General features: G+C 67.2%; 23 protein-coding genes and 1 pseudogene. 11 read left to right on the forward strand and 13 right to left on the reverse strand.

All coding sequences use genetic code 11. The annotated features are described in order from the left end of the window. Positions 1 to 2 precede the first annotated feature (2 nt). From ptsP to AC5P5X_RS08035, 4 genes are all read left to right on the forward strand, one after another. Positions 3 to 1,772 carry a phosphoenolpyruvate--protein phosphotransferase gene (gene ptsP, locus AC5P5X_RS08020; protein ID WP_005408384.1) on the forward strand — a complete coding sequence of 590 codons (1,770 nt, stop codon included), beginning with the start codon at positions 3 to 5 and terminating at the stop codon, positions 1,770 to 1,772. A 228-nt stretch (positions 1,773 to 2,000) separates the two neighbouring features. Next, positions 2,001 to 3,362: a magnesium transporter gene (gene mgtE, locus AC5P5X_RS08025; RefSeq protein ID WP_005408383.1), complete on the forward strand. Its 1,362-nt coding sequence runs from the start codon at positions 2,001 to 2,003 to the stop codon at positions 3,360 to 3,362. Between the two features lie 62 nt (positions 3,363 to 3,424). Continuing rightward, positions 3,425 to 3,691 (forward strand): hypothetical protein, encoded by a 267-nt coding sequence (locus tag AC5P5X_RS08030; protein WP_005412494.1) that lies wholly within the window; start codon positions 3,425 to 3,427, stop codon positions 3,689 to 3,691. A 70-nt stretch (positions 3,692 to 3,761) separates the two neighbouring features. Next, positions 3,762 to 4,559 (forward strand): carboxylesterase family protein, encoded by a 798-nt coding sequence (locus tag AC5P5X_RS08035; protein WP_033834838.1) that lies wholly within the window; start codon positions 3,762 to 3,764, stop codon positions 4,557 to 4,559. 87 nt (positions 4,560 to 4,646) lie between these two features. Here AC5P5X_RS08035 and AC5P5X_RS08040 read toward each other — a convergent pair whose 3' ends face one another. The 4 genes from AC5P5X_RS08040 to AC5P5X_RS08055 form a co-directional block, all read right to left on the reverse strand. Further along, complete coding sequence (locus AC5P5X_RS08040; RefSeq protein ID WP_005408380.1) at positions 4,647 to 5,138, reverse strand: REP-associated tyrosine transposase; 492 nt, start codon at positions 5,136 to 5,138, stop codon at positions 4,647 to 4,649. A 297-nt stretch (positions 5,139 to 5,435) separates the two neighbouring features. Continuing rightward, positions 5,436 to 6,386, reverse strand: coding sequence for an aspartate carbamoyltransferase catalytic subunit (locus tag AC5P5X_RS08045; RefSeq protein ID WP_043398325.1), 951 nt, complete (start codon positions 6,384 to 6,386; stop codon positions 5,436 to 5,438). 15 nt (positions 6,387 to 6,401) lie between these two features. Further along, positions 6,402 to 6,896: a Holliday junction resolvase RuvX gene (gene ruvX, locus AC5P5X_RS08050; RefSeq protein ID WP_005408378.1), complete on the reverse strand. Its 495-nt coding sequence runs from the start codon at positions 6,894 to 6,896 to the stop codon at positions 6,402 to 6,404. Next, positions 6,889 to 7,455 carry a YqgE/AlgH family protein gene (locus AC5P5X_RS08055; RefSeq protein WP_005408377.1) on the reverse strand — a complete coding sequence of 189 codons (567 nt, stop codon included), beginning with the start codon at positions 7,453 to 7,455 and terminating at the stop codon, positions 6,889 to 6,891. Before AC5P5X_RS08055 ends, ruvX begins: the two co-directional genes overlap by 8 nt. 91 nt (positions 7,456 to 7,546) lie before the next feature. Between AC5P5X_RS08055 and AC5P5X_RS08060 the strand changes: the two genes are divergently transcribed. Together AC5P5X_RS08060 and AC5P5X_RS08065 are read left to right on the forward strand one after the other, a co-directional pair. Continuing rightward, positions 7,547 to 9,346 (forward strand): DUF4153 domain-containing protein, encoded by a 1,800-nt coding sequence (locus tag AC5P5X_RS08060; RefSeq protein ID WP_111188983.1) that lies wholly within the window; start codon positions 7,547 to 7,549, stop codon positions 9,344 to 9,346. Continuing rightward, positions 9,343 to 9,888, forward strand: a complete 546-nt coding sequence (locus AC5P5X_RS08065) for a DNA-3-methyladenine glycosylase I (RefSeq protein WP_024956076.1) — start codon at positions 9,343 to 9,345, stop codon at positions 9,886 to 9,888. The genes AC5P5X_RS08060 and AC5P5X_RS08065 overlap by 4 nt, the downstream gene beginning before the upstream one ends. Before the next feature lie 83 nt (positions 9,889 to 9,971). On the opposite strand, the gene AC5P5X_RS08070 is transcribed toward AC5P5X_RS08065, so the two are convergent. Beyond that, positions 9,972 to 10,679 (reverse strand): YitT family protein, encoded by a 708-nt coding sequence (locus tag AC5P5X_RS08070; protein WP_043034218.1) that lies wholly within the window; start codon positions 10,677 to 10,679, stop codon positions 9,972 to 9,974. 110 nt (positions 10,680 to 10,789) lie between these two features. Next, on the reverse strand, positions 10,790 to 11,002 hold the full coding sequence (locus tag AC5P5X_RS08075; protein WP_111174491.1) for a DUF4287 domain-containing protein: 213 nt from the start codon (positions 11,000 to 11,002) through the stop codon (positions 10,790 to 10,792). Positions 11,003 to 11,330: 328 nt separating this feature from the next. Between AC5P5X_RS08075 and AC5P5X_RS08080 the strand changes: the two genes are divergently transcribed. Then, positions 11,331 to 12,230: a LysR family transcriptional regulator gene (locus AC5P5X_RS08080; RefSeq protein WP_043033641.1), complete on the forward strand. Its 900-nt coding sequence runs from the start codon at positions 11,331 to 11,333 to the stop codon at positions 12,228 to 12,230. Between the two features lie 47 nt (positions 12,231 to 12,277). Here AC5P5X_RS08080 and AC5P5X_RS08085 read toward each other — a convergent pair whose 3' ends face one another. The 3 genes from AC5P5X_RS08085 to AC5P5X_RS08095 all read right to left on the reverse strand — a co-directional run bounded on the left by AC5P5X_RS08085 (position 12,278) and on the right by AC5P5X_RS08095 (position 15,749). Continuing rightward, complete coding sequence (locus AC5P5X_RS08085) at positions 12,278 to 13,261, reverse strand: aldo/keto reductase (RefSeq protein ID WP_005412488.1); 984 nt, start codon at positions 13,259 to 13,261, stop codon at positions 12,278 to 12,280. 207 nt (positions 13,262 to 13,468) lie between these two features. After that, the gene (locus AC5P5X_RS08090) at positions 13,469 to 14,611 is read right to left on the reverse strand and encodes a PilT/PilU family type 4a pilus ATPase (RefSeq protein ID WP_005408369.1); all 1,143 of its coding nucleotides are present in this window, start codon (positions 14,609 to 14,611) and stop codon (positions 13,469 to 13,471) included. A 100-nt stretch (positions 14,612 to 14,711) separates the two neighbouring features. Beyond that, positions 14,712 to 15,749, reverse strand: a complete 1,038-nt coding sequence (locus AC5P5X_RS08095) for a type IV pilus twitching motility protein PilT (RefSeq protein ID WP_004147099.1) — start codon at positions 15,747 to 15,749, stop codon at positions 14,712 to 14,714. Positions 15,750 to 15,836: 87 nt separating this feature from the next. Here AC5P5X_RS08095 and AC5P5X_RS08100 point away from each other — a divergent pair, with 87 nt between their 5' ends. Together AC5P5X_RS08100 and proC are read left to right on the forward strand one after the other, a co-directional pair. Continuing rightward, positions 15,837 to 16,514, forward strand: a complete 678-nt coding sequence (locus tag AC5P5X_RS08100; RefSeq protein ID WP_005412486.1) for a YggS family pyridoxal phosphate-dependent enzyme — start codon at positions 15,837 to 15,839, stop codon at positions 16,512 to 16,514. Between the two features lie 18 nt (positions 16,515 to 16,532). Further along, entirely contained in the window at positions 16,533 to 17,354 is an 822-nt protein-coding gene (proC, locus tag AC5P5X_RS08105; RefSeq protein ID WP_005408367.1) for a pyrroline-5-carboxylate reductase, read from the forward strand. Positions 17,355 to 17,413: 59 nt separating this feature from the next. Here the strand turns inward: proC and AC5P5X_RS08110 are convergent, their stop codons facing one another. Beyond that, positions 17,414 to 18,289, reverse strand: a complete 876-nt coding sequence (locus AC5P5X_RS08110) for a LysR family transcriptional regulator (RefSeq protein WP_005408366.1) — start codon at positions 18,287 to 18,289, stop codon at positions 17,414 to 17,416. Positions 18,290 to 18,360: 71 nt separating this feature from the next. Between AC5P5X_RS08110 and AC5P5X_RS08115 the strand changes: the two are divergent. Further along, positions 18,361 to 18,990 (forward strand): annotated as a pseudogene (locus tag AC5P5X_RS08115) (short chain dehydrogenase); the annotation flags it as partial. Between the two features lie 72 nt (positions 18,991 to 19,062). On the opposite strand, the gene soxR reads toward AC5P5X_RS08115, so the two are convergent. Further along, entirely contained in the window at positions 19,063 to 19,497 is a 435-nt protein-coding gene (gene soxR, locus AC5P5X_RS08120) for a redox-sensitive transcriptional activator SoxR (protein WP_012479331.1), read from the reverse strand. Positions 19,498 to 19,526: 29 nt separating this feature from the next. On the opposite strand from soxR, the gene AC5P5X_RS08125 reads away from it, so the two are divergent. Further along, the gene (locus tag AC5P5X_RS08125; protein ID WP_111188984.1) at positions 19,527 to 20,948 is read left to right on the forward strand and encodes an MFS transporter; all 1,422 of its coding nucleotides are present in this window, start codon (positions 19,527 to 19,529) and stop codon (positions 20,946 to 20,948) included. Between the two features lie 88 nt (positions 20,949 to 21,036). Here AC5P5X_RS08125 and AC5P5X_RS08130 read toward each other — a convergent pair whose 3' ends face one another. Together AC5P5X_RS08130 and AC5P5X_RS08135 are read right to left on the reverse strand one after the other, a co-directional pair. Next, on the reverse strand, positions 21,037 to 23,058 hold the full coding sequence (locus tag AC5P5X_RS08130; RefSeq protein WP_111188985.1) for an esterase/lipase family protein: 2,022 nt from the start codon (positions 23,056 to 23,058) through the stop codon (positions 21,037 to 21,039). After that, a complete protein-coding gene (locus AC5P5X_RS08135) occupies positions 23,058 to 24,032 on the reverse strand; it encodes an Lnb N-terminal periplasmic domain-containing protein (RefSeq protein WP_111188986.1) in 975 nt (324 codons plus the stop codon). Before AC5P5X_RS08135 ends, AC5P5X_RS08130 begins: the two co-directional genes overlap by 1 nt. Between the last annotated feature and the right edge of the window lie 12 nt (positions 24,033 to 24,044).

Below are 24,044 nucleotides of genomic sequence, written 5' to 3' on the forward strand. Positions count from 1 at the left end.
GCGTGCCACGCGCACGCGCCGGCCAACCCCCTTCCGGCCAGCGGCCGGTACTGCTGCTGGCCGGGCATGGTGCCGCCCGCGGCACGGCAATGGGCCGCGCCCGCGTGCGCCTGCCGCATGCACTGGAAGTGGCCGAGCAGCGCGTTGCCGCCCATCAGGTCGAGGCCGAGCTGGCGTGCCTGCATCGCGCGGTGGACGCCGCGCGCTCGGAGATGCACGAGCTGCGCCAGCGCCTGCATGGAGCGCTGAACCAGGAAGTGGGTGAGTTCCTCGACCTGCATGCGCTGCTGCTGGACGATCCCGAGCTGCTGTATGGGCTGGACGAACTGATCCGCAGCGGACCGTACAGCGCCGGCTATGCGTTGCGCCTGCAGCGCGACCGCCTGGCCAAGGTCTTCGACGGCATGGACGATGCTTACCTGAAGAGCCGCATGGACGACCTCGACCATGTGATCGGCCGCATCCATGCCTTCCTGCAGCCCGAACGCCCGCCAGCGGTGAAAGGCCTGGCCGGCGAGATCCTGGTCTGCGACAACATCGCGCCCTCCGAACTGGCACAGCTGCAGGCGCAAGGCGTGGTCGGCATCGTCACCGCCGCCGGCAGCGCGCTCTCGCACAGCGCGATCCTTGCGCGCAGCCTGCACCTGCCCTTGATCGTCAACGTGCCGCAGCTGCTCAGCCGCATCGCCGATGGCGACGTGCTGATCATCGACGGCGCCGACGGCAGCATCACCGCCAATCCACAGGCCGACAATCTGCGCGACTACCGCGCACGACTGAAGGAACACGCGCGCGAACAGCGCGAGCTCGGCCGCCTGCGCAGCAAGCCCAGCCGCACCCGCGACCAGGTCGACATCGCCCTGCTGGCCAATGCCGAGTCGCTGGAGGACGTGACCCAGGCGCATGCGTTGGGCGCCCACGGCCTGGGCCTGTACCGCACCGAATTCCTGTTCCTGCAGCGCAACGAGCTGCCGGATGAAGAAGAACAGTTCCAGACCTACCGCGATGCGGCACTGGGCATGAGCGGGCGACCGGTGACCATCCGCACCCTCGATCTGGGCGCGGACAAGGCCGACCGCACCGGCCTGACCCTGAGCAACGAAGAAAATCCGGCGCTCGGCCTTCGCGGCGTACGCCTGTCGCTGGCACGGCCGAAGGTAGCCGACACCCAGCTGCGCGCGATCCTGCGCGCCTCGGCCTACGGCAAGCTGCGGGTGCTGGTGCCGATGGTCAGCACCCGGGAGGAACTGCTGGCAGTGCGCCGCCGCATGCTCAAGCTGACCGAACAGCTGCGCGGCGAAGGCCACATGGTGTCCGACCACGTGCCACTGGGCGCGATGATCGAAGTCCCTGCTGCGGCGCTGGCGCTGGAAAGCTTCATCGACCTGGTCGATTTCCTGTCGATCGGCACCAACGACCTGGTGCAGTACCTGCTGGCGGCCGACCGCAACAATGAAGCACTGGGCGAGCTGTATTCGCCGTTGCACCCGGCGGTGCTGCGGCTGCTGCAGATGGTGATCGAGACCGGCGCGCGCCACCGCATCCCGGTGGCGGTCTGTGGCGAGATGGCCGGCGATGCGCGGATGACCCCACTGCTGCTGGCACTGGGCCTGACCGAGTTCAGCCTGCACCCGGGCACGCTGCTGGAAGTACGCCGCGCGGTCCGCGAGGCCGACCTGGCCATGCTGCGCGCGCGCGCACCGAAGCTGCTGGCCGCGCGCGACCGCCGCGCGATCGAACGCTGGCTGGCGCTGGTGGCCGAAACGGCCTGATACCCCCCGCTCGCCGGGCATGCACGCCTGGGGTCAGATCCTTTTCCGCGGGAAAAGGGATCTGACCCCGTCTCGTTGAAGGCCAAGACGTTGCCGGCCAGCGGCCGGCACTCCCGCCACCCGGCGGCTATGCGTTGAAACATCGCCTTGCGATAATGACGCGCTGAACACCCCTGTTGCCGCATCCTTGCCGGGATCGCGGCTTTTCTTATCCCCGCGGGAGCTGCGATGGCTGAAGCTGTACGCCACGACAAGACTGCGCGCCAACTGCGGATGCTGTCCGATGCACTGGACAGCGGCCGGCTGGGCCCGGTGCGTCGCCTGGTCAACACCCTGGCCCCGGCCGAGATCGGCAACCTGCTCGAATCGTTGCCGCCGGGCAAGCGCGAGGTGGTGTGGGGACTGGTTGATCCGGAAGACGACGGCGAGGTGCTGGTCCACGTCGGCGACGACGTGCGCGAAAGCCTGCTCGCGGACATGGACCCGGACGAGATCATCGCCGCGGTCGAAGACCTGGACATCGACGATCTGGCCGACCTGGTCGAAGACCTGCCGGACACGGTCATCGACGAAGTCCTCAAGTCGATGGACCGCGAGAACCGCGAGCGCCTGGAACAGGTCCTGTCCTATCCCGAGGACAGCGCCGGTCGCCTGATGAATCCGGACGTGGTGACCGTGCGCGCCGACGTCAATGTCGACGTCGTGCTGCGCTACCTGCGCCTGCGCGGTGAACTGCCCGACCACACCGACCACCTGTTCGTGGTCAGCCGCCGCCATCAGTACCTAGGCCGCGTGTCGCTGGCGGCACTGGTGACCCACGAGGACACCACCCCGATCAATCGCCTGATCGACGACGAGCAGCCAGCCATCGACGTCGGCGAGAGCGACCAGGAAGTCGCCCGCCAGTTCTCCGACCATGACTGGATCTCCGCGCCAGTGGTGGATGACAACAACATCCTGATTGGTCGCATCACCATCGATGACGTGGTCGACATCATCCGCGGCCAGGCCGAGCACCAGGCGCTGGGCGCCGCCGGTCTGGACGAGGACGAAGATCTGTTCAGCCCGGTCTGGCGCGCGATGCGCCGCCGCCTGATGTGGCTGTCGGTGAACCTGTGCACGGCCTTCCTGGCCTCCAGCGTGGTCGGCCACTTCGAAGGCACCATCGACAAACTGGTGGCGCTGGCGGTGCTGATGCCGATCGTCGCCGGCCTCGGCGGCAACGCCGGCACCCAGGTGCTGGCACTGATGGTGCGCGGCCTGGCGCTGGGCCAGGTCGGCGCCTCCAACGCTCGCACCCTGCTGTGGAAGGAAGTTCGGGTCGCGCTGTTGAACGGCGTGATGCTGGGTTCGGTGCTGGGCCTGATCGTGCTCGCCTGGTTCCACTCGCCCGGGTTGTCGGCAGTGATCGCCATCGCGTTGACCTGCAACCTGTTGTTTGCTGCGTTGGCCGGCGTGCTGGTGCCGTTGACGCTGAAGCGCTTCGGCTTCGACCCGGCGCTGGCCAGCGGCATCTTCCTCACCGCCGTGACCGATTCGATGGGCTTCTTCACCTTCCTCGGCCTGGCCACCCTGGTGCTGCTGCACTGACCATCTCGACGGTCGGATCCCCGCTGCGCGGCGCTCTGACCCGATCCCAACTGGATCCCCCCATGGCAACGACAATCGAAAACTACTTCCAGCCCGGCTGGCGCGACCAGCAGCACACCTGCCCGGCCTGTGAATGGAAGGGCAGCTCGCGCGCCATGGAAATGGAACTGGACGAGGACGCCACCGAGTACGACTGCCCGGTCTGCGAGAACCCACTGCTGGTGGTCCTGCACCCGGACATTGCGCAGGTGCAGGCCGCCGCCGCCGAAGGCAATGCCGAGGCACAGGAGCAGTTGGAGATCATCGCCAGCTTCCCGCGCCCGCAGTGACGCGGCGCACGATGCCGGGCCGACGTCGGCGGACTACGATGCAGGCGATCTCGCCGCTTCGGAAAATCCCATGGTCCGTTTGCTGTCGCGCTGGCTGCCACTGCTGGCCCTTCTGATGATGAGCGGTTGCACTTCGCTGCCGGACAGCGCGCGTGGCCGCTTCGAAGCACGTGCGGTGAAGGTGGACGGGCAAACGGCTTACTACCAGGTGTTCATTCCGGCCGGCGTGCAGGCCGCCGCTCCCACCCACCTTCCGGTCGTCCTGTTCCTGCACGGCTCGGGCGAGCGCGGCGCCGATGGCGTCAAGCAGACCCACGCCGGGCTGGGGCCTTACCTGCGCGCGCATCCCGATTTCCCCGCCCTGGTGGTGTTCCCACAGGTGCCGGGCCACGAGGAATGGAGCGGCCGCAACAACCGTGCGGCAGTGGCCGCGCTGGACGCGACGATCGCCGAATTCGGCGCCGACCCGGCGCGGCAATACCTGACCGGCATGTCGATGGGCGGCTATGGCAGCTGGAACATCGCATTGGATGACCCACGCCGCTTTGCCGCGATCGTCCCCGTATGCGGCGCGGTGCTCGCCCCGCGTGCGGTACGCCCGACCCTGTTCGTCGAGCAGGTCGCGCACGAAGCGGACCCGTACGCGGTGATTGCCCAGCGCCTGCAGCACACGCCGATCTGGATCTTCCACGGCGCACTGGATGACGTGGTGCCGCCGGACGACGACCGCAGACTGCATGCCGCATTCCAGCGCGCCGCCGCACGCGACGTGCGCTACACCGAATACCCGGAAGGCAACCACAATGCCTGGGACGCCACCTACGCCGACCCGGCAATGTGGGAATGGCTGTTCGCGCAGAAGCGCTGAACCGCAGCTTCTGCTGGGAAACACCTGTTGGTGGATGCCTACCGTTGGTCGGCTTGGGTATTGGTGGGTGCCGACCGTTGGTCGGCACTACCTCTCCGCTTCGGGGTAATCCATTGCCTGGTACCTCTCATCGATCTCCCATCGGCACCAGGCATACGGATACTCTCCCACGCAGCTCGCCAAGTTCGCCCTGACCGGGTTGGCGACGATGTACATCGCATGGCGAAACAGTGATTCTTCAGAACGAATGGCGTGATCGTGATAGCTCGATTGCCAGAATGGTCCTGTCCTACCCAGCATGCGGTTGATCCGCAATGCACTGCTCGATTTGAAGCGTTGCATGATGTAGTCCAGCGAGAACGCACGGATCTCCACAAGCCAATGGATGTGGTCCGGCATGACCACATAGGCAAGTGAGTGCGTCAGGCCCTCAGCATCAATGCGACGGAACACATCCATCACCTCCTGTGCCGCAGTGGCATCATCGAAGTAGCGTCGACGCTCCTGGATGACGGTGGTCAGGATGTAGGATTGTCCGATCCGGGAATGGCGGCCAAGGCGTAGGCGTGCGCGGCTCATGGGCCCAAGCGTGCGCCTGCCGCTACTCCGGTTCTATCGGGCAATCACGTCAGTACAGGTAGGCCCGGAACCATTCAATGGCTAGGCCCGCACTTCACCGCACTGACGGTTCAGTGCCGACCAACGGTCGGCACCCACCGGATCGGATAAGGACAGATCAACCGTGCTGACCAACGGTCGGCACCCACCGGATCGGATAAGGACAGATCAACCGTGCCGACCAACGGTCGGCACCCACCGGATCGGATAAGGACAGATCAACCGTGCCGACCAACGGTCGGCACCCACCCGGGCAGGTCAGCCCAGCAGGGTTTCCAGCACGGCCATGCGCACGGCGACGCCGTTGGCGACCTGGCGCAGCACCCACGACTGCGGGCCGTCGGCCACCTCGTCGGTCACTTCCACGCCGCGGTTGATCGGGCCCGGGTGCAGCACCGCGGCATCCTTGCCCGCGCGCGCCAGGCGTTCGTTGGTCAGGCCGTACTGCGCGTGGTACTGCTCCAGCGACGGCACCAGGCCTTCTTCCATGCGCTCGCGCTGCAGGCGCAGCATCATCAGCGCGTCGACGCCTTCCAGCATCGCGTCGAAATCATCGCCGACCACGCAGCCCTTCAGGGTCTCGTCGTCCGGCAGCAGCGACTGCGGGCCACACACGCGGATCTCGCCCACGCCCAGCGTGCGCAGCGCATGCAGGTCGGTGCGGGCCACGCGCGAGTGCTTTACGTCGCCGACGATCACGACTTTCAGCTTCGAGAAATCCGGGCCCTTGGCCTGGCGCAGGGTCAGCATGTCCAGCAGGCCCTGGGTCGGGTGCGAACTGCGGCCGTCACCGGCATTGATCAGCGCGGTGCCCTCGCCTGCCGCATCGGCCAGTGCGGCCACGGCGCCGTCATCGGGGTGGCGCACCACGAAGCCGCGCACGCCCATCGCTTCCAGGTTGCGAAGCGTGTCGCAGGCGGTCTCACCCTTGCGGGTAGAGGAGGTCGAGGCGTCGAAATTCAGCACGTCCGCCCCCAGCCGCTGCGCGGCCAGCTGGAACGAACTGCGGGTGCGCGTGGACGGTTCGAAGAACAGCGTGCACACCGCCGAACCGGCCAGCACGTGGCGCTTGTTGCCGACGCGGCCGACTGCGGCATCGCGGATCTGCCCTGCGCGGTCGAGCAGCTGCAGCAGCGTTTCGCGCGGCAGGCCCTCCAGGGTCAGCAGGTGGCGCAGGCGTCCGGAGGCATCGATTTGCTGGGCGGTCATGGCGGTGTCGGGCAGTCAGGGAATGGGGGTGGCGTCGTCCGGCGACGACAGCCAGCGGTCGATGATCACCGCTGCGGCGACGGCATCGAGGGCGGCCGCATCACGGCGGCGCTTGCGCCCTTCGGCGCGCTCGACGGCGAAGCGGCGTGCGGCCTCGACCGAGCTGGAACGCTCGTCGATCATCACCACCGGCAGCTTGAAGCGCTCCCGCAGCTGGCGGGCGAAGCCCTGCGCGCGCTTGCGGTTGGGCTGGTCCTGGCCGTCCAGGGTCAGCGGGTCGCCGACCACCAGGCCGTCGGGCTTCCATTCCTTGAGCAGGCGTTCGATCGCGGTCCAGTCCGGGCCGTTGCCGTGCACATCGACCACGGCCACCGCGCGCGCATGCGCGGCGAAGGCACTGCCGATGGCCACGCCGATCCGTCGCGAGCCGACATCGAAACCCAGAACGGTGCCATCACGGCGGATCGCCGGGGCAGCAGAATCCGGCGCGGGCGTGATGGGCTCAGACATGGCCGCTGTAGTCGGTCAGCCGGAACAGGTCCACGCCGATGCGCGAGGCCGCACCCTGCCAGCGCTGCTCCAGCGGCAGCTGGAACACCAGCTCGGCATCGGCCGGCACGGTCAGCCAGCTGTTCTCGGACAGCTCGCTTTCCAGCTGCCCTGCGCCCCAACCGGCACAGCCGAGGGTGACCACGGCATTGGCCGGGCCTTCGCCGCGCGCCATCGCTTCGAGGATGTCGCGCGAGGTGGTCAGGTACAGGCCGTCGCCCACGGTCAGGCTGGAATCCCACGCCCGCGCGTCGTCATGGATGACGAAGCCGCGCTCGGGATGCACCGGGCCGCCGTTGAGCACCATGCGCGCCTGCAGGTCGCCATCACCGGTGGTGATGTCCATCTGTGCAAGCACTTCACCCAGCGTGTACTCGGAAGGCTGGTTGACCAGCACGCCCATCGCCCCGTTCTCGTCGTGCTGGCAGATCAGCGCGACGCTGCGGGCGAAGGTCGCGTCGAGCAGCGACGGCAGCGCGACGAGCAGGTGATCGGCAAGGGAGGTCGGCGTTACAGGCATGGCCCTATTCTACCTGCTGGGGGCGGGATGGTCGCGCGATGGCGTCGAACAGCGATGGGCTAGGATGGTGCTTTGCCATGGAAGGTCATCGATGCAGTCTTCAACGCCCCTGACCCTGCCGGCACGCAGCGCCATCGTCCTGCTTGCCCTGCTGCAGGGCCTGATGCTGTATGCCGCGCAGGAACTGTCCGACGCGTGGCCGTTCCGCGATATCGGCTGGCGCTACTGCTGGTACGCCTGGGTGCTGGCCATTCCCAGCGCTGTGGCGCTGAGCCTGGTGGAGCTGGGCCAGCGCCGCCTGTGGCTGCAGGCCGTGCTCGGCTCGACGGTGGTGCTGGCGCTGGCCGCCTGGATCGGCTGGAACCTCAATGGCGAGACCGCACTGGAATCGGGCGCGTTGCAGCTTCCGTTGACCCTGGGCATGGCCGTTGCGGTGTTCGTGGTCCTGCCCTGGTGGCAGTTCCAGCTGCAGCACGGGCACTGGCGTGCCAGCTACCCCGAGCTGTTCGAGCGCGCCTGGCAGAATGGTCTGACCCTGGCCCTGGCGGCACTGTTCACCGGGCTGACCTGGCTGCTGTTGTGGCTGTGGTCGGCGCTGTTCCAGCTGCTCGACGTGACCGTCTTCCGCGACCTGTTCCGGCAGGACGCGTTCATCGCACTGGCCACCGGCAGCCTGGCCGGGTTCGGCGTACTGATCGGGCGCACCCAGCACCGCACCATCCAGATCACCCGCCAGGTGCTGTTCGCGATCTGCCGTGGGCTGTTGCCGCTGCTCTCGTTCATCGCCGTATTGTTCGTGCTGAGCCTGCCGCTTACCGGGCTGGAACCGTTGTGGAAGACCCGCTCGGCCGCCGGCCTGCTGCTGGTGCTGTCGCTGCTGCTGGTGACGTTCACCAATGCGGTCTACCAGCAGGGGGAAGACAGCGCCCCCTACCCGCTGCTGCTGCGCCGGCTGGTTGAAGCCAGCCTGCTGGCGCTGCCGGTCTACGCCGCACTGGCGCTGTACGCACTGGGACTGCGCGTAGTGCAGTACGGCTGGACCGTGGACCGGTTCTGGGCGGTACTCGTCGCAATGGCCGTGGCCGGCTATGCCACGGGCTACGCGCTGGCGGTGCTGCGCCGGCAGCGCCGCTGGTTGCAGATGCTGGAGCCGGTCAACCGCTGGATGTGCTGGGCGGTGCTGGCACTGGCATTGCTGGGCAACTCGCCGCTGCTGGACCCGGTGCGGCTGACTCTGTCCAGCCAGCTGGCGCGCCTGCGTGCGGACCCGCCCGCGATCACCAGCAGTGACGTCAACGTGCTGCGCTTTGATCTTGGTCACCGCGGCGTGCGGGCGCTGCGCGAGCTGCAGCGTGATCCGGCCATCACCGCCGATGCCAACGCGCCACAGGTGATCGCTGCCGCGCTGGCACGTACCTCGCGCTGGGATGACGGCCACCGCCTCGACAAGGGGCCGCAGGACGTCGTCGCCCTGCAGCGCGCGTTGAAGCTGGCCAAGGGATCCAGCTCGCCACCGGACGATTGGTGGCAGGCACTGGCCACGCGCGCGATCGATGGCGAATCCTGCGCCCAGAGCGAGCGCGACTGCCTGATCGTGCATCGCGACCTGGACGGCGATGGCACTGGCGAAGTGCTGCTGTGCGAGCTGTACACCCACCGTGGGCCGGACTGCGTGCTGTACGCACGTGGCAGGGATGCCCACTGGCGCCGGGCCGGTTCGCTGTTCGGCACCGTCAGCGGCCAGGCCGAGGCGATCAACCAGGCCCTGCGTGATGGCGAACTCACGCTCGTGCCAGCGCGCTGGCCGATGCTGTCCATCGGCGGGCGCCCTGCGCTGGCCATCGATCCCGAATCCGAATCCGAACCCGAATCCAACGAGCCTTCCCCATGAGCGGCTACTGCCTCATCGCCCCGGGCCATCCGGTGCACGACTACTACCACGCCAACGAGTACGGCTTCCCGCAGCGTGACGAGCGCGAGCTGTTCGAACGGCTGGTGCTGGAGATCAACCAGGCCGGCCTGAGCTGGGAAACGATCCTGAAGAAGCGCGAGGGCTTCCGCACGGCCTATGACGGCTTCGATGTGGACCGCGTGGCGGCGTACGCCGAGCAGGACATCGAGCGCCTGCTGTCGGACGCAGGCATCATCCGCAACCGGCTGAAGGTGCTGGCGGCCATCCACAACGCGCAGGTGATCCAGCAGCTGCGGGCCAGCCACGGCAGCTTCGCGTCGTGGCTGGATGCGCACCACCCGCGCAGCAAGGCTGACTGGGTGAAGCTGTTCAAGAAGACCTTCCGCTTCACCGGCGGCGAGATCACCGGCGAGTTCCTGATGAGCCTGGGCTACCTGCCCGGTGCGCATGCCGAGGACTGCCCGGTGCATGCGCGGCTGCTGACGCTGTCGCCGCCGTGGTTGCAGGCCGCCGCCCGCTGATGGATATCCGCCGGGCATGGCCCGGCGTCATCACGCGTGGGTTCCGATAGTGCCGGCCGCTGGCCGGCAACCCCGTTGAACGGTCACACGCCCATGTAGCGGCCGGGGCGGTGGTTGAACATCAGCACCAGGCTGAGCACCACCGCGCCGATGGCCGAGTACATCACCTTCGACGGCGACAACACGAAGAACGCGGCCACCATCAGGCAGGCGTCGTAGGACATCTGCACCTTGCCCGCGCTCCAGCCACGCGTGCGCTGCAGGTACACCGCCAGGATGCCGATGCCGCCGAGACTGGCACGATGGCGGATGAAGAACAGGATGCCCAGGCCGGACAACGCACCGCCGACGATCGCCGAACACAGCGGGTGGATGTGCGAGAAGTCGATCCAGCGCGGCAGCAGGTCGGTCAGCACGCCACAGGCGGTGACCGCAGCGAAGGTCTTCAGGGTGAATTCCCAGCCCATGCGCCGCAGCGCCACCCAGTAGAACGGCAGGTTGACCAGCACGAACACCAGGCCGAAGTTCCAGCCCATCGCGTAGTGCAGCAGGAACGCCATGCCCGCCATGCCGCCGATCATCAGCCCGCCCTTGGCGAAGATGGCCAAGCCCAGCGAGGCCACCATCGTGGCCAGCACCATGCCCTGCACGTCCTCGGCGATCGAGTGGCGCAGCGCTTTTTCGTCGGCGGTGGTGCCGGCGCTGTCGGGCGGCGGGGTCAGCGGACCGGCGGTGACCAGGTGGCCGTCAGCGTCGTCGCACGGCGCGGGGCCATGGGAGGGAAGGGACATACGGGTGGGGAACAGCAGGTGGGGAGCGGTATTAGACACGATCTGCATGACAGTTGCAGATGAAATCGTTCAGCTGAATGCGCCCCGCCCGATCTCCGGCCCGCCGCTGCTCAACCCTTGCCGGCCAGATGGTGCGCCACCAGCGCGTTGGCATGGCCATGGCCCAGCCCATGCTCACTTTTCAGGAAGCTGACCAGTTCCATGTGTTTCAGGCCCTTCTTCGCGGCCAGCAGCCCGAACCAGTGCGCCACCGGCTGCCCGTAGGTCTTCTCGATGGAGGGGAAATACGAGGCCGGGCCTTTCGGCTTGGTGTCAATGCTCATGTGCAGCTCCCGTTGAAGTCATTCATTCGACGAACCACAGACGCAGAAATCGACATACCCACACGTCCGACCCAGTGCCGACCAACGGTCGGCACCCACCAAAGCAGAATGCCGTTCCAACAGCTCACGGGAAACTGTCGAAGGTGGGGTGGGTCCGGTTGAGGGGGCGTGAGCCGCATGGATGCGGCGACCGAGCCTACATGGAGGTATTTACGGCGTCCCCCTCAACCGGACCCACCCCGCCATCCCACGGAATGCACGCATCTGACGTTGACGTTGCCTTGGCTTGAAGCAGGTGCCGGGCGCAGCCCGGCCGTATCATCCCAGCATGCCCCGCGAAAACCTCAACGACCTGCAGGCCTTCGTCCACGTTGCCCGCGAGGGCAGCTTCACCAAGGCCGCCGCCCAGCTGGGCGTGTCCCAGTCCGCGCTCAGCCATGCCATGCGCGGCCTGGAACAGCGCCTGGGCGTGCGCCTGCTGACCCGCACCACCCGCAGCGTGTCCACCACCGAAGCCGGTGCCCGCCTGCTCGACACCCTGGGCCCGCGCCTGGCCGAGATCGAGGACGGACTGGCCGCGCTGGCCGAATACCGTGAACGCCCGGCCGGCACCATCCGCATCAATGCCACCGGCCATGCCGCCGAGTACATCGCGTGGCCACGGCTGGCGCCGCTGCTGCAGCAGTATCCGGATTTGAAGGTGGAACTGGCCGCCGACTATGGGCTGGCCGACATCGTGGCCGAGCGCTACGACATCGGCATCCGCCTCGGCGAACGCCTGGCGCGCGACATGGTCGCCGTGCCGATCAGCCCGCCGCTGCGCATGCGCGTGGTCGGTGCACCCAGCTACTTCCGCCAGCACGTGGTCCCACGCCATCCGGACGAGCTGGCAGGCCACAACTGCGTGACCCTGCGCCTGCCCACGCATGGCGGGCTGATGCCGTGGGATTTCGGCCAGGACGGCAACGAACTGAGCGTGCGCGTGAGCGGCCAGTGGACCTTCAACACCATGGGCATGACCCGCGCCGCTGCGCTGGCCGGCAGCGGACTGGCCTGGCTGCCGGAAGACCAGGTGCAGCCGATGCTGGACGATGGCCGCCTGCAGTCGGTGCTGGACGACTGGTGCCCGCACTTCGATGGCTACTACGCGTACTACCCGTCGCGCCGCCACGTCACCGTGGCGATGCGCACGGTGCTGGATGCGCTGCGCGGGCCGATGGCTGGATGAGGTGTGCGGACCAACGGTCCGCACCCACCTCGGTCCGCACCCGGTGATCAGCCCTTGGCCTGGGCCGCACGCTGGGCGTTGTAGCGCTCACCGACGATCGACACTTCATCCAGCGCCTGCGCGATGCGCTGCAGTTCCTCCGGCGCCAGCTGCAGGTCAGCCGCACCCAGGTTCTCTTCCAGGCGGTGGATCTTGGTGGTGCCCGGAATCGGCACGATCCACGGCGCCTGCGCCAGCAGCCAGGCCAGCGCCACCTGCGCCGGGGTCGCGCCGCGTGCTGCAGCAATCGTACTGATGCGATCCACCAGCGCCTGGTTGGCGCGGCGGGCTTCCACTTCGAAGCGCGGCACGCTGTTGCGGAAATCGTTGGCGTCGAAGGTGGTGTCGGCGTTGATCGCACCGGTCAGGAAGCCACGGCCGAGCGGACTGAACGGCACGAAGCCGATGCCCAGTTCCTGCAGGGCCGGCAGCAGTTCGCGCTCCGGTTCACGCCACCACAGCGAATACTCGCTCTGCACGGCAGCCACCGGCTGCACCGCGTGCGCACGGCGCACGGTGGTGGCGCTGGCCTCGGACAGGCCGAAGTGGCCGACCTTGCCCTCGGCGATCAGGTCGCGCACGGTGCCGGCCACGTCCTCGATCGGCACGTTCGGGTCGACACGGTGCTGGTAGAACAGGTCGATATGGTCGGTGCGCAGGCGTTTGAGACTGGCTTCGGCCACGGCGCGGATGTTCTCGGGGCGGCTGTCCAGGCCGGTATCGGTGCGCGCATCCTTGAAGCCGAACTTGGTGGCGATCACCAGCTTGTCGCGGTAAGGCGCCAGAGCCTCGCCGAGCAAGTCTTCATTGGTGTACGGGCCGTACACTTCGGCGGTGTCGAAGAAGGTCACGCCGCGTTCAACGGCAGCGTGCAGCAGGGCGATGCCCTGGCTGCGCTCGACCGGCTGGCCATAGGCATGGGTCAGGCCCATGCAACCCAGGCCCAGGGCGGAAACCTTCAGGCCGCTGCGGCCGAGTTCACGTGTCTGCATCGTGGTGCTCCAGAGGGGGAACGCTGACGATACGCCTGCAGGGGCCGCCGATTGAATGGGCAGCATTGCAGTTGGTCATGACTGGAATTCATCAATCGCCAACGCGCCCGGTAGAGTCGACTGTTAGTCGACTGCTCTTTCACCGGCCGGGAAAATCCCGCGCTGCGCGCGAGCGTCGACTGACAGTCGACTCTACAGAGTCGCAGGTCACCGGATCTCGGAGATCTCCACGCCATCCAGGCCCTGTGACAGCGTGCGTGCGTCGCCGCCCTGGCTGAGCTTGATGCGCAGGCGCACTTCGTTCTGCGAATCGGCGTAACGCAGCGCGTCCTCGTAGCTGATCTCGCCGGCCTGGTACAGCTCGAACAGACTCTGGTCGAAGGTCTTCATGCCCAGCTGGACCGAGTCCTTCATCACTTCCTTCAGCTTGTGGATCTCGCCGTCGCGGATGTAGTCCTGCACCAGCGGCGTGCCCAGCAGGATCTCCATCGCCACCTTGCGCGAGCGGCCATCGGGCGACGGCACCAGCTGCTGCGCGACCACGCCCTTGAGATTCAGCGACAGGTCCATCAGCAGCTGGTTGCGGCGGTCTTCCGGGAAGAAATTGACGATGCGGTCCATCGCCTGGTTGGCGTTGTTGGCATGCAGGGTGCACAGCACCAGGTGGCCGGTTTCGGCGAACGCGATGGCGTGGTCCATGCCTTCGCGGGTACGCACCTCGCCAATCATGATCACGTCCGGCGCCTGGCGCAGGGTGTTCTTCAGCGCGGCTTCCCAGCTGTCGGTATCGATGCCGACTTCGCGCTGGGTGATGATGCAGCCCTCGTGCTTGTGCACGAATTCGATCGGATCTTCGATGGTGATGATGTGGCCGGTCGAGTTCTGGTTGCGGTAACCGATCATCGCCGCCAGCGAGGTCGATTTACCGGTACCGGTGGCACCGACGAACAGGATGATGCCGCGCTTGGTCATCGCCAGCGTCTTAATGATCGGCGGCAGGCTCAGTTCTTCCACCGTCGGAATGCGCGTCTCGATGCGACGCAGCACCATGCCGACCTGGTTGCGCTGGTAGAAGCAGCTGACGCGGAAGCGGCCGACACCGGACAGGCCGATGGCGAAGTTGCATTCGTGGGTCTTCTCGAATTCCTCGCGCTGCGCCGGGGTCATCACGTTGAGGACCAGGTCGCGGCTCTGCTGCGGCGTGAGCGGGGTCTGCGTGATCGGCGAGATCTTACCGTTGACCTTCATCGCCGGCGGCATGCCCGCAGTGATGAACAGGTCCGAGGCGCGCTGGTGCGCCATCAGCTTGAGGAACGAAGTGAAATCGATGGTGGTCGCGGTGGTGTTCACGGCAGGCTCCCGGAAAGCGGTTTACCAGGTAACGGTCGGTGGAGGAAACAACACGGGAACAGCAGCGCACTGGCGCACGCTGCCCCGTTACTGCCCCGCCTTACTCGAACAGGCGCTTGTCCTTGGCGTACTCACGGGCCTGGTTTCGGGTGATCAGGCTGCGCTTGACCAGATCCTGCAGGTGCTGGTCCAGGGTCATCATGCCGTACTGCTGGCCAGTCTGGATGGCCGAGTACATCTGCGCCACCTTGTCCTCGCGGATCAGGTTGCGGATGGCCGGGGTGCCGACCATGATTTCCCACGCTGCGGTACGACCGCCGCCAACCTTCTTCAGCAGCGCCTGCGAAATGACCGCGCGCAACGACTCGGACAGCATCGAGCGCACCATCGGCTTTTCGCCGGCCGGGAACACGTCGATGATGCGGTCGATGGTCTTGGCCGCCGAGCTGGTGTGCAGGGTGCCGAACACCAGGTGGCCGGTTTCCGCCGCGGTCAGTGCCAGGCGGATGGTTTCCAGGTCACGAAGTTCGCCCACCAGGATGATGTCCGGGTCCTCACGCAGCGCCGAGCGCAGTGCTTCATTGAAGCCATGCGTGTCGCGGTGCACTTCGCGCTGGTTGATCAGGCACTTCTGCGAGGTATGCACGAATTCGATCGGATCCTCGACGGTGAGGATGTGGCCGTATTCGTTCTTGTTGATGTAGTCGATCATCGCCGCCAGCGTGGTCGACTTGCCCGAACCGGTCGGGCCGGTCACCAGGATCAGGCCCTGCGGCTGCTGGATCACTTCGCGGAACAGCGGCGGGCAGGCCAGGTCCTCGAGGGTGAGCACCTCGGACGGAATGGTACGGAACACCGCACCGGCACCACGGTTCTGGTTGAACGCGTTCACTCGGAAGCGCGCCAGCGATGGAATCTCGAAGGAGAAGTCCACTTCGAGGAATTCCTCGTAATCGCGGCGCTGCTTGTCGGACATGATGTCGTACACCAGCGCATGGACCTGCTTGTGGTCCAGGGCTGGGATGTTGATCCGGCGAACGTCGCCGTCGACGCGGATCATCGGCGGCAGGCCTGCGGACAGGTGCAGGTCGGACGCTTTGTTCTTTACGGAAAACGCCAGCAGTTCGGCGATATCCATGAGCGGCTACTCCCCAATAACGGCTTCGACTGGAAGGATCTTTCCCCGGGCGGCAGTATAGCCTCCTGATTCAACGGAACGCGTTACGTGGCCACTCCCCTGCCCCAGATCCTGAGCAACCTGCATGCCGCCGCCGAGGCCGCTGGCAGGCCCGACCCACGCCTGCTGGCGGTGTCCAAGACCCAGCCGGCCGAGGCCGTGGCCGCGCTGGCCGCGCAGGGCCAGCACGCCTTCGGCGAGAACTACGTGCAGGAGGCACTGGCCAAGATGCAGGCGCTGCAGCATCTGGCGCTGGAATGGCACCTGATCGGCCACCTGCAGTCGAACAAGGCCGAGGCCGTGGCCAGCCATTTCGACTGGGTGCAGAGCGTGGACCGCCCCAAGCTGGTGACCGCGCTGGCACGCCATCGCCCGGCCGCGCGAGGCCCGCTGAACGTGCTGATCCAGGTCAACATCGACGACGAATCCAGCAAGCATGGCTGTGCACCGGAGGAAGTGGATGCACTGGCCGCAGCGATTGCCGCCGAACCCACCCTGCGCCTGCGCGGACTGATGGCGATTCCCGCGCCATGGCCCGAAGCCGAGCGCCGTCGGGATGCATTCGTGCGCATGCGCACACTTTTCCAGTCGCTGGCTGCCCAGCACGCGCAGATCGACACGCTGTCCATGGGCATGAGCAGCGACTACGCCGAAGCCATCGCCGAGGGCGCCACCCTGGTGCGCATCGGCACCGCCCTGTTCGGCGCGCGCCCGCGCCCGGCCTGATTTTTCAAGGAGACTTCCATGGCAGCTGATTCCATCACCTTCATCGGCGGCGGCAACATGGCGCGCAGCCTGATCGCCGGCCTGATCCGCCAGGGCGTGCCGGCCGCGCACATCCACGTCGCCGAACCGGTGGCCGAACTGCGCCAGGCGCTGGCCGCCGACTTCGGCGTGCAGGTGCATGACAACGCGAGCGATGCCGCCGCGCAGGGTGGCACCTGGCTGCTGGCGGTGAAGCCGCAGGTGCTGCGCGAGGTCTGCCAGTCTCTGCAGGCGCTGGCACAGGCAAGCCGACCGCTGGTGGTGTCGATTGCCGCCGGCATCACCAGTGCGCAGCTGCAGCGTTGGCTGGGGGGCGACCTGGCAGTGGTGCGCGCGATGCCGAACACCCCTGCCCTGCTCGGCGCAGGTGTGACCGGCCTGTTCGCCACACCGTCGGTGGACACGCAGCAGCACGCGCGGGCCGAGCAGGTGCTGGCCAGTGCCGGGCGCACGGTGTGGATCGACAGCGAGGGGCTGATGGATTCAGTGACTGCCGTTTCCGGCAGCGGCCCGGCCTATGTGTTCCTGCTGGCCGAAGCGATGGAAGCGGCGGGTATTGCCCAGGGCCTGCCGGCCGACGCCGCGCGCACGCTGGTGGTGCAGACCCTGCTGGGCGCCTCGCGCATGCTGGATGAAGCCGGTGAGAGCCCGGCCGAGCTTCGCCGCCGCGTGACCTCGCCGAACGGAACCACCCAGGCCGCGATCGAGAGCTTCCAGGCCGGCGGCTTCGAGGCCCTGGTGGATACGGCACTGCGCGCTGCGCAGGTGCGTGGGCAGGAACTGTCTGCGGCGAATGATTGATCCCGATGTGTGCCGACCAATGGTCGGCACCTACCATCATCCACGCATGGCGTGGATGCTCATTGCGCCAACGTGGTCATGACGAAATCGACGAAGCACTGCAACCGCGGGCGCGGCCTGCGGTCGGGCAGGTAGATCAGGTGCATCGGCCGCGGTTCGGGCAGGTAGTCGCGCAGCAGCGGCTTCAACCGCCCGGCTGCAATCTCCCCGGCCAGCAGTGCGGTCGGCTGCAGCACCAGCCCTGCTCCGGCCACGGCGGCTTCGCGCAGTGCAACACCATCGTTGCAGGTCAGGCGCGCTTCCCAGTCCACCTGTTCACCGTTGGCCAGCTGCCAGCCGTGGCCACCGCGCCAGGCCAGATGGCTCAGGCAGTCATGCCCTTCCAGATCGGCGGGCGTACGCGGCGTGCCGCGCCGGCGCAGGTAGGACGGCGCCGCGCACAGGCTCATCGCATACGGTGGCAGCGGCCGCGCCACCACCTCCTGCGACGGCAGCGGCCCGACCCGGATCGCCACGTCGAAGCCGTCCTCGATCAGATCCACACGGCGGTTGCTCAGATCCAGTTCGACGTTCAGCTGCGGCTGCGCGCGCAGCAGGCCGGCCAGTTGTGGCGCCAGCACGCAGCTGCCCCAGGTGGTGGGTGCGCTGACCCGCAGCAGCCCGCGCGGTTGCACCTGCAGGCCGGCCACGTCGGCCTCGGCCTGCTGCACCTGCTCCAGCACCTGCCGGCACCCGGCCAGGTAGGCGCTGCCGGCTTCGGTCAGGCGCTGGCGGCGGGTGTTCCGTTGCAGCAACGCGGTGCCCAGGTGCGCCTCCAGCTGCTGGATGTACTTGCCGACCATCACCGCCGAGACCTGCAACTGTTCAGCGGCCCCTGCAAAGCTGCCGCACTCGGCTACCGCGACGAAAGCCTGCATGCAGCGAAGGGTATCCATTGCTAATCCGGAGTTAGGAATCTGCAAAGCATACGCCGCTTACCTAACCCCGCTGTGACGGCGCAGACTGCGTTCACTCCCTCACGCAAGGAACGGCCATGAAGATCCTCCTCGTTGGTGCCAGCGGCACCCTCGGCCAGGCAGTCGCCCGCCAGCTCGGCCAACAGCATCAGATTCTCGCCGCCGGCCGCAGCAGCGGCGAACTGCGGGTGGACCTGACCGACGACGCCAGCGTCGCCGAACTGTTCTCGCGTACCGGCCCGGTTGATGCGGTGATTTCCACCGCCGGCAAGCTGCACTTCGGTCCGCTGCAGGACATGACGCCGGCGCAGTTCAACCTCGGCCTGCAGGACAAGCTGCTGGGCCAGGTGCGGCTGGCCCTGGCGGCGCAGCACCATCTCAACAGCGGCGGCTCGATCACCCTGACCAGCGGCATCGTCAGCGCACAACCGATCCGCGACGGCGTCAACGCCACCTCGGTGAATGCCGCACTGGAAGGCTTCGTGCGCGCCACCGCACTGGAGCTGCTGCCGCGCGGCCTGCGCATCAACGTGGTCAGCCCGAACGTACTGATCGAATCGATGGCAGCCTACGGCCCCTACTTCCCGGGCTTTGAAGCGGTAAGCGCGCAACGCGCCGCACTGGCCTTCCAGCGTGCAGTGGAAGGCATCCAGAGCGGCGAGACGATCACGGTCTGGTAAGAAAGAAGGGACGGAGGGGATCAAGTCGTCAATGCACAAACGACATAATCCCCTCCGTCCCCTTTTCGCGGTTCACTCCCAGCGCATCGGGCCGTCGCCGCGTTCGCCAAGCACATCCCCCGGGTTGGCCAGGCGGCAGCGCTGCAGCGACAGGCAGCCGCAGCCGATGCAGCCGGTGAGCTCATCGCGCAGCAGTTGCAGCATATGGATGCGCTCCTCCAGCTCGGTGCGCCAGCGCGCGGACAGCCTGGCCCAGTCGGCCTTGGTCGGTGCGCGGCCCTCGGGCAGGCTTTCGAAGGCACGGCCGACCGCTTCCAACGGCATGCCCACGCGTTGCGCGACGCGGATCACCGCCAGCCGGCGCAGCACGTCGCGGCTGTAGCGGCGCTGGTTACCCGAAGTCCGCAGGCTGCTGATCAGCCCCTTGCGCTCGTAGAAGTGCAGCGCGGAAACCGCCACGCCACTGCGCTGGGAGACTTCGCCAACGCTCAGTTCCTGGGACACCATTGCTTGACCTCAACTGCAGTTGAGGTGTCATGCTGCTATCTTCGCCGCCGGTTGACAAGCGCGGCCCGCACCTGACCCGTATGACCCCGACCCTCTCTCCCGCCGCCGCCCATCTGCCGGCTGACACCTCGATCCTGTCCGCACGCTATCGCGCGACCACCCTCGGCATGGTCGCGCTGGTCGCGCTGCATGCCTTCGAGGCATTGGCCGTTGCGGCCGCGATGCCCACCGTGGCCGAGGCGCTGGATGGCCTGCGCCTGTACGCACTGGCCTTCGGCGGTACCCTGGCCACCAGCGTGATCGGCATGACCCTGGCCGGGCGCTGGGCCGATCACCATGGTCCGGCACGGCCGCTCTGGTACGGATTGGCCTGCTTCGTGCTGGGCCTGTTGCTGGCCGGCTTCGCGATGCGCATGGGCATGCTGGTGGCGGGACGCCTGCTGCAGGGCCTGGGTGCGGGTGCGATCTCGGTCTCGCTGTACGTGATGGTCGGCCGCAGCTACCCGGAGCACCTGCGGCCGAAGGTGTTCGCCGCCTTCTCGGCCGGGTGGGTGGTGCCTTCGATGGTCGGCCCGGCGTTGAGCGGCCTGATCGTGCAGCACCTGGGCTGGCGCTGGGTGTTTCTGGCGGTGCCATTGCTGGCGGTTCCGGCAGGCCTGCTGCTGCGCCCCGCGCTGGCACGCATGCAGCCCCGTCCCCCCGGCACCGCCGACGATGGACGCGGCAAGGTGGTGCGCTGGGCCAGCGGCGCCTCGCTGGCCGCGTTGCTGCTGTACTTCGGCGGTCAGCAACCGGGCCTGCCTGCCCTGCTCTGCATCGGTGTGGCGGTGCTGGCGCTGCTGTTCTGCGTACATCGACTGCTTCCGCCCGGAACACTGATCCTGCGCCATGGCCTGCCCAGCGTGATCGCGCTGCGTGGCATCGCGGCAGCCGCCTTCTTCGCCTGCGAGGCCTACCTGCCACTGCTGCTGCAGCGCGAACGTGGCCTTTCGCCCAGCTGGGCCGGTGCCGTACTCAGTCTCGGTGCGCTGGGCTGGTTCGCCGGCTCGTGGCTGCAGGGCCACCAGCAGCGTGGCTGGTCACGCCAGCAGCTGCTGCGCGCCGGCACGATGATGATGACGGTCGGCATCGCCGCCACGCTGGCCGTGCTGTTCAACGCGGTGCCACTGCCGGTGTCGCTGCTCGGCTGGGCCGTGACCGGCTTCGGCATGGGCATGATCTACGCCAGCCTGTCGGTGTTGACGCTGTCGTTGTCGGCGCCGCGGGAGCAAGGTGCCAACACCTCGGCACTGCAGCTGAGCGAGGCCCTGTCGGTGACCACCGCGCTGGCGGTCTCCGGCGCATTGTTCGCGTTGTTCGTGGAAAGCACCCCGCACACCGGCTACCTGCTGTGCCTGGCCATCACCTTCGGCCTTGCGCTGTTGGCCACGGTGATCGCGCGACGGGTGTAGCGCCGCCGCGCATCGCGGTAGTGCCGGCCGCTGGCCGGCAACCTCACGAACGCTGGAATGTCCAGATGATGACGGCCAGGGACCGGCATTACCGCGTACCAGCCCCCACATCATCGATGTCCCGATGCAGGATGCGCCGCACTTCCAGCACCGCCTGCGGGGTCTCCTGCACGCTGTGGCCGGAGATGATCACCTTCTCGGACAATGCACCCGGCAGGTGCGCGCTCCAGTACGGCACCAGCCCGTCATCGGATTTGTCCACCGGCAGTTCCGGTTTGCGCTGGGCGATGATCGAGTGGTACTTCAGGCCCGCTTCGATCGGCAGCTGTGCGGCGGCCTTCACGAACGGATCGCTGGCCTTGAGGTTGTCGATGCTGTTCGGGATCTTCGGCTTGGCCGTGCCATCGACCTGCTGTTCGGCCTGCGCCAGTGCCAGGAACACATCCTCGAACTTGCCGAGGATGGTCAGCGGCAGGCGTACCAGGCGACCGATCAGCCGCCCGACCTTGTTGCCTGCGATGTCGGTGCCCTGGTGCGGCGCGGCGATGAAGATCGCGCGTTCCACGTTCGGCTGCGCCTTGAAATGCAGCAACGGCCCCAGCTTGTTCTGCACCCGCTTCAGGCGCTCGCCCTTCAGGTCGTAGTTGGCCAGCAGATCATTCCACAGTACGTCGCCCGAGTCACTGACCAGCAGGCGCGCCAGCACGCCGCCCATGCTGTGGCCGATGTAGACCATGTCCTTCGATGCACGCGTGCTGCCGTTGGGATCGAAGTGCTTCAGCGTGTCGTTGAACGCACTGGCGATCTCGTAGCGGTTCAACGCGATCGGCGCATTGGTCGGGTAGTAGACCTGCCACACCTGGAACTGCTGGCGCAGCTCGGGGTCGCCCATGATCTCGTTGGCCAGGTTCACCCAGGCTTCCGGGCTGCTGGCCAGGCCGTGCAGCATGAAGATGATGCGACGATTCGGATCCCACGGCTGCATCAGGTAGATGTGCGGTTCGCCGATGCCCTCGCTCATGCCGAACAGGGTGCGCAGCGATTGCCGGGCGAAACCGCTCTGCGCCAGCCACAGGCCATAGGCGGCGGTGAAGTTGCCGGCCAGCGGCACCTGCTCGCCATGCAGGGTGATGCGCTCAGTGGCTTCGGGCGAGTAAGCGTCCAGCTCGACCCGGCGCGTGCGCATCACATCGTCCAGGTTGCTGCCCTCGAAACGCAGCAGTGCGGTGACGTTGATCGAGGACATCTCGCTGAACTCGGGCACCGAATCGTCATGGCGATGACGGCGGCCACGGCGTGCGTCGTCCTCATTCTCCTGCGGCGCCTCGGCCTTGGGGCCCTCGGGTGCGATCACCGGTGCAACCAGCTTCGGCGGGTCCATCACCATCACCAGCTCGGCACCGAAGCCATCGCGGCGATAGGTACTGCGCAGGCCGACGAAGCTGACCGTGCCGGCCGGCACCAGCTGCGCGGGAATGCTCTTCAGGTTCAGCTGCTGGTAGTTGGAGGCCAGCGACCAGCTGCCGACCGTGAGCGGCTTCGTGTAATCCTCGCCGGCCAGCGCAGCGGCGCGTGCGCGCACGAACAGCACCACTGCTGCCTTCTCGGCCGCGTAGTTGTAATAGTCGCGCACCTGCGTCTGGCGGTCCTCGAAGGCACGGTCGGACGGTGAGCGGCCGCTGTAGAACAGGTAGGCATAGGCATAGCGCGCCGCTTCCAGCCAGGCATCCAATGCCGCATCGCTCATCGGCGGATCGCCGGCAGCCGTCTTCTTCGGCGTCATCGCCAGCGCGGCCTTCACCCACAGTTCGGACAGCGCCGACAACCGCTGCTCGACATTGAGGTCGTCGGTCATCAGCAGCGTGCTGCGGCAGACCAGGAAGTCCTTTTCGCACTGCGACTCGTCCAGGCCTGCCGCGCTGAGCGTCTCGCGCGCGGCCGGGCTGAGCTTGCCCGTGTTGAGCACGTCGGCACGCTTGTTGACCAGCGAATCGCTGGACTTGACCTGCTTGACGGTAACCATCGCGCAACCGCTGCTACCCAGCAGCAGGAAGGCAGCGAACAACACCGGCAGCAGGCGCTGCCAGCGGCGTGGGAGGAATCGGGTCATTACTGCGGGTCCTGCTCGGTGCCGGGCACGCCCTGGCGGATTACGGTGGAGAAATGGTCGCCGCTGCCCAGGTCCAGCGCGCGCTGGGTGATGCGGCCCTTGTCATGCAGCTCGGCGTACGGCACACCTGGAGCGAGCGCGCCGACCTCCTGCGCGTACTCGGCCAGGTAACCGGACAGCAGCAGGCGGTAATCCAGCGGCAGGCGCGGTGCGATGTGCCGGGCCAGGTCGAAGACGATCGTGGTGCAGTTGCTGGTCAGCGTGTTGTAGAAGCCGGGCTTGGCATCCAGTTCGCGGGCCTGCGCGATGTACGCAGCGAACAGTTCCTTCAGCTGTGCGCGGTCCATGCCATGCAGGCGGTAGAGATAGACGTCCTCGCCGCGCGCGTTGGTGCGGGTGCGGATGATGTCGGTCTCCTCCGAAGCTACCAGGGTCATCTCGAACTTGCGGAAGAAGCCGCCCAGCGCCGAGAACGATTCACCGCGCTCCTTGCGGATCTCCAGCGAGAACACCACGTGGCGACCGTCCTCGAAACCAAACGAGATCAGGGTGTGGGCGATGGCCGGGCCCATCCAGTACGACAGCACCAGATCGGCCGAGCGCAACTGGTCCAGGTCGTACTCGCGGCGCACCCAGCGGGCGTCGTAGTCGGTTTCGCTGCGCCAGGTGAAATCACGCACGTTGTCCAGCACGACGTGGCGGCCATCGAAAGACACCACGTGCAGGCGCTGGGCCACGTCATCGGCCCACACGCGGTCCTGGCGCGGGGTCAGCAGCATCCACCACAGGCCGGCCAGCGCCAGCGATACCCCGAACGCCAGGCCCAGGCGGCGCGAGGCACGGCCCCGCGCGACCCGCCACGACACCCACAGCGCTACCAGCAGCCACAGCCCGGCGACGCCGGTAGCCAGCCAGCCCGGCCCCGGCAACTGATAGGCCAGCAGCCCGGTCACCCACAGCGCCAGCAGCGCCATGGCACTTCCTGT

The organism is Stenotrophomonas sp. YJH_SMC_91, from assembly GCF_059368495.1.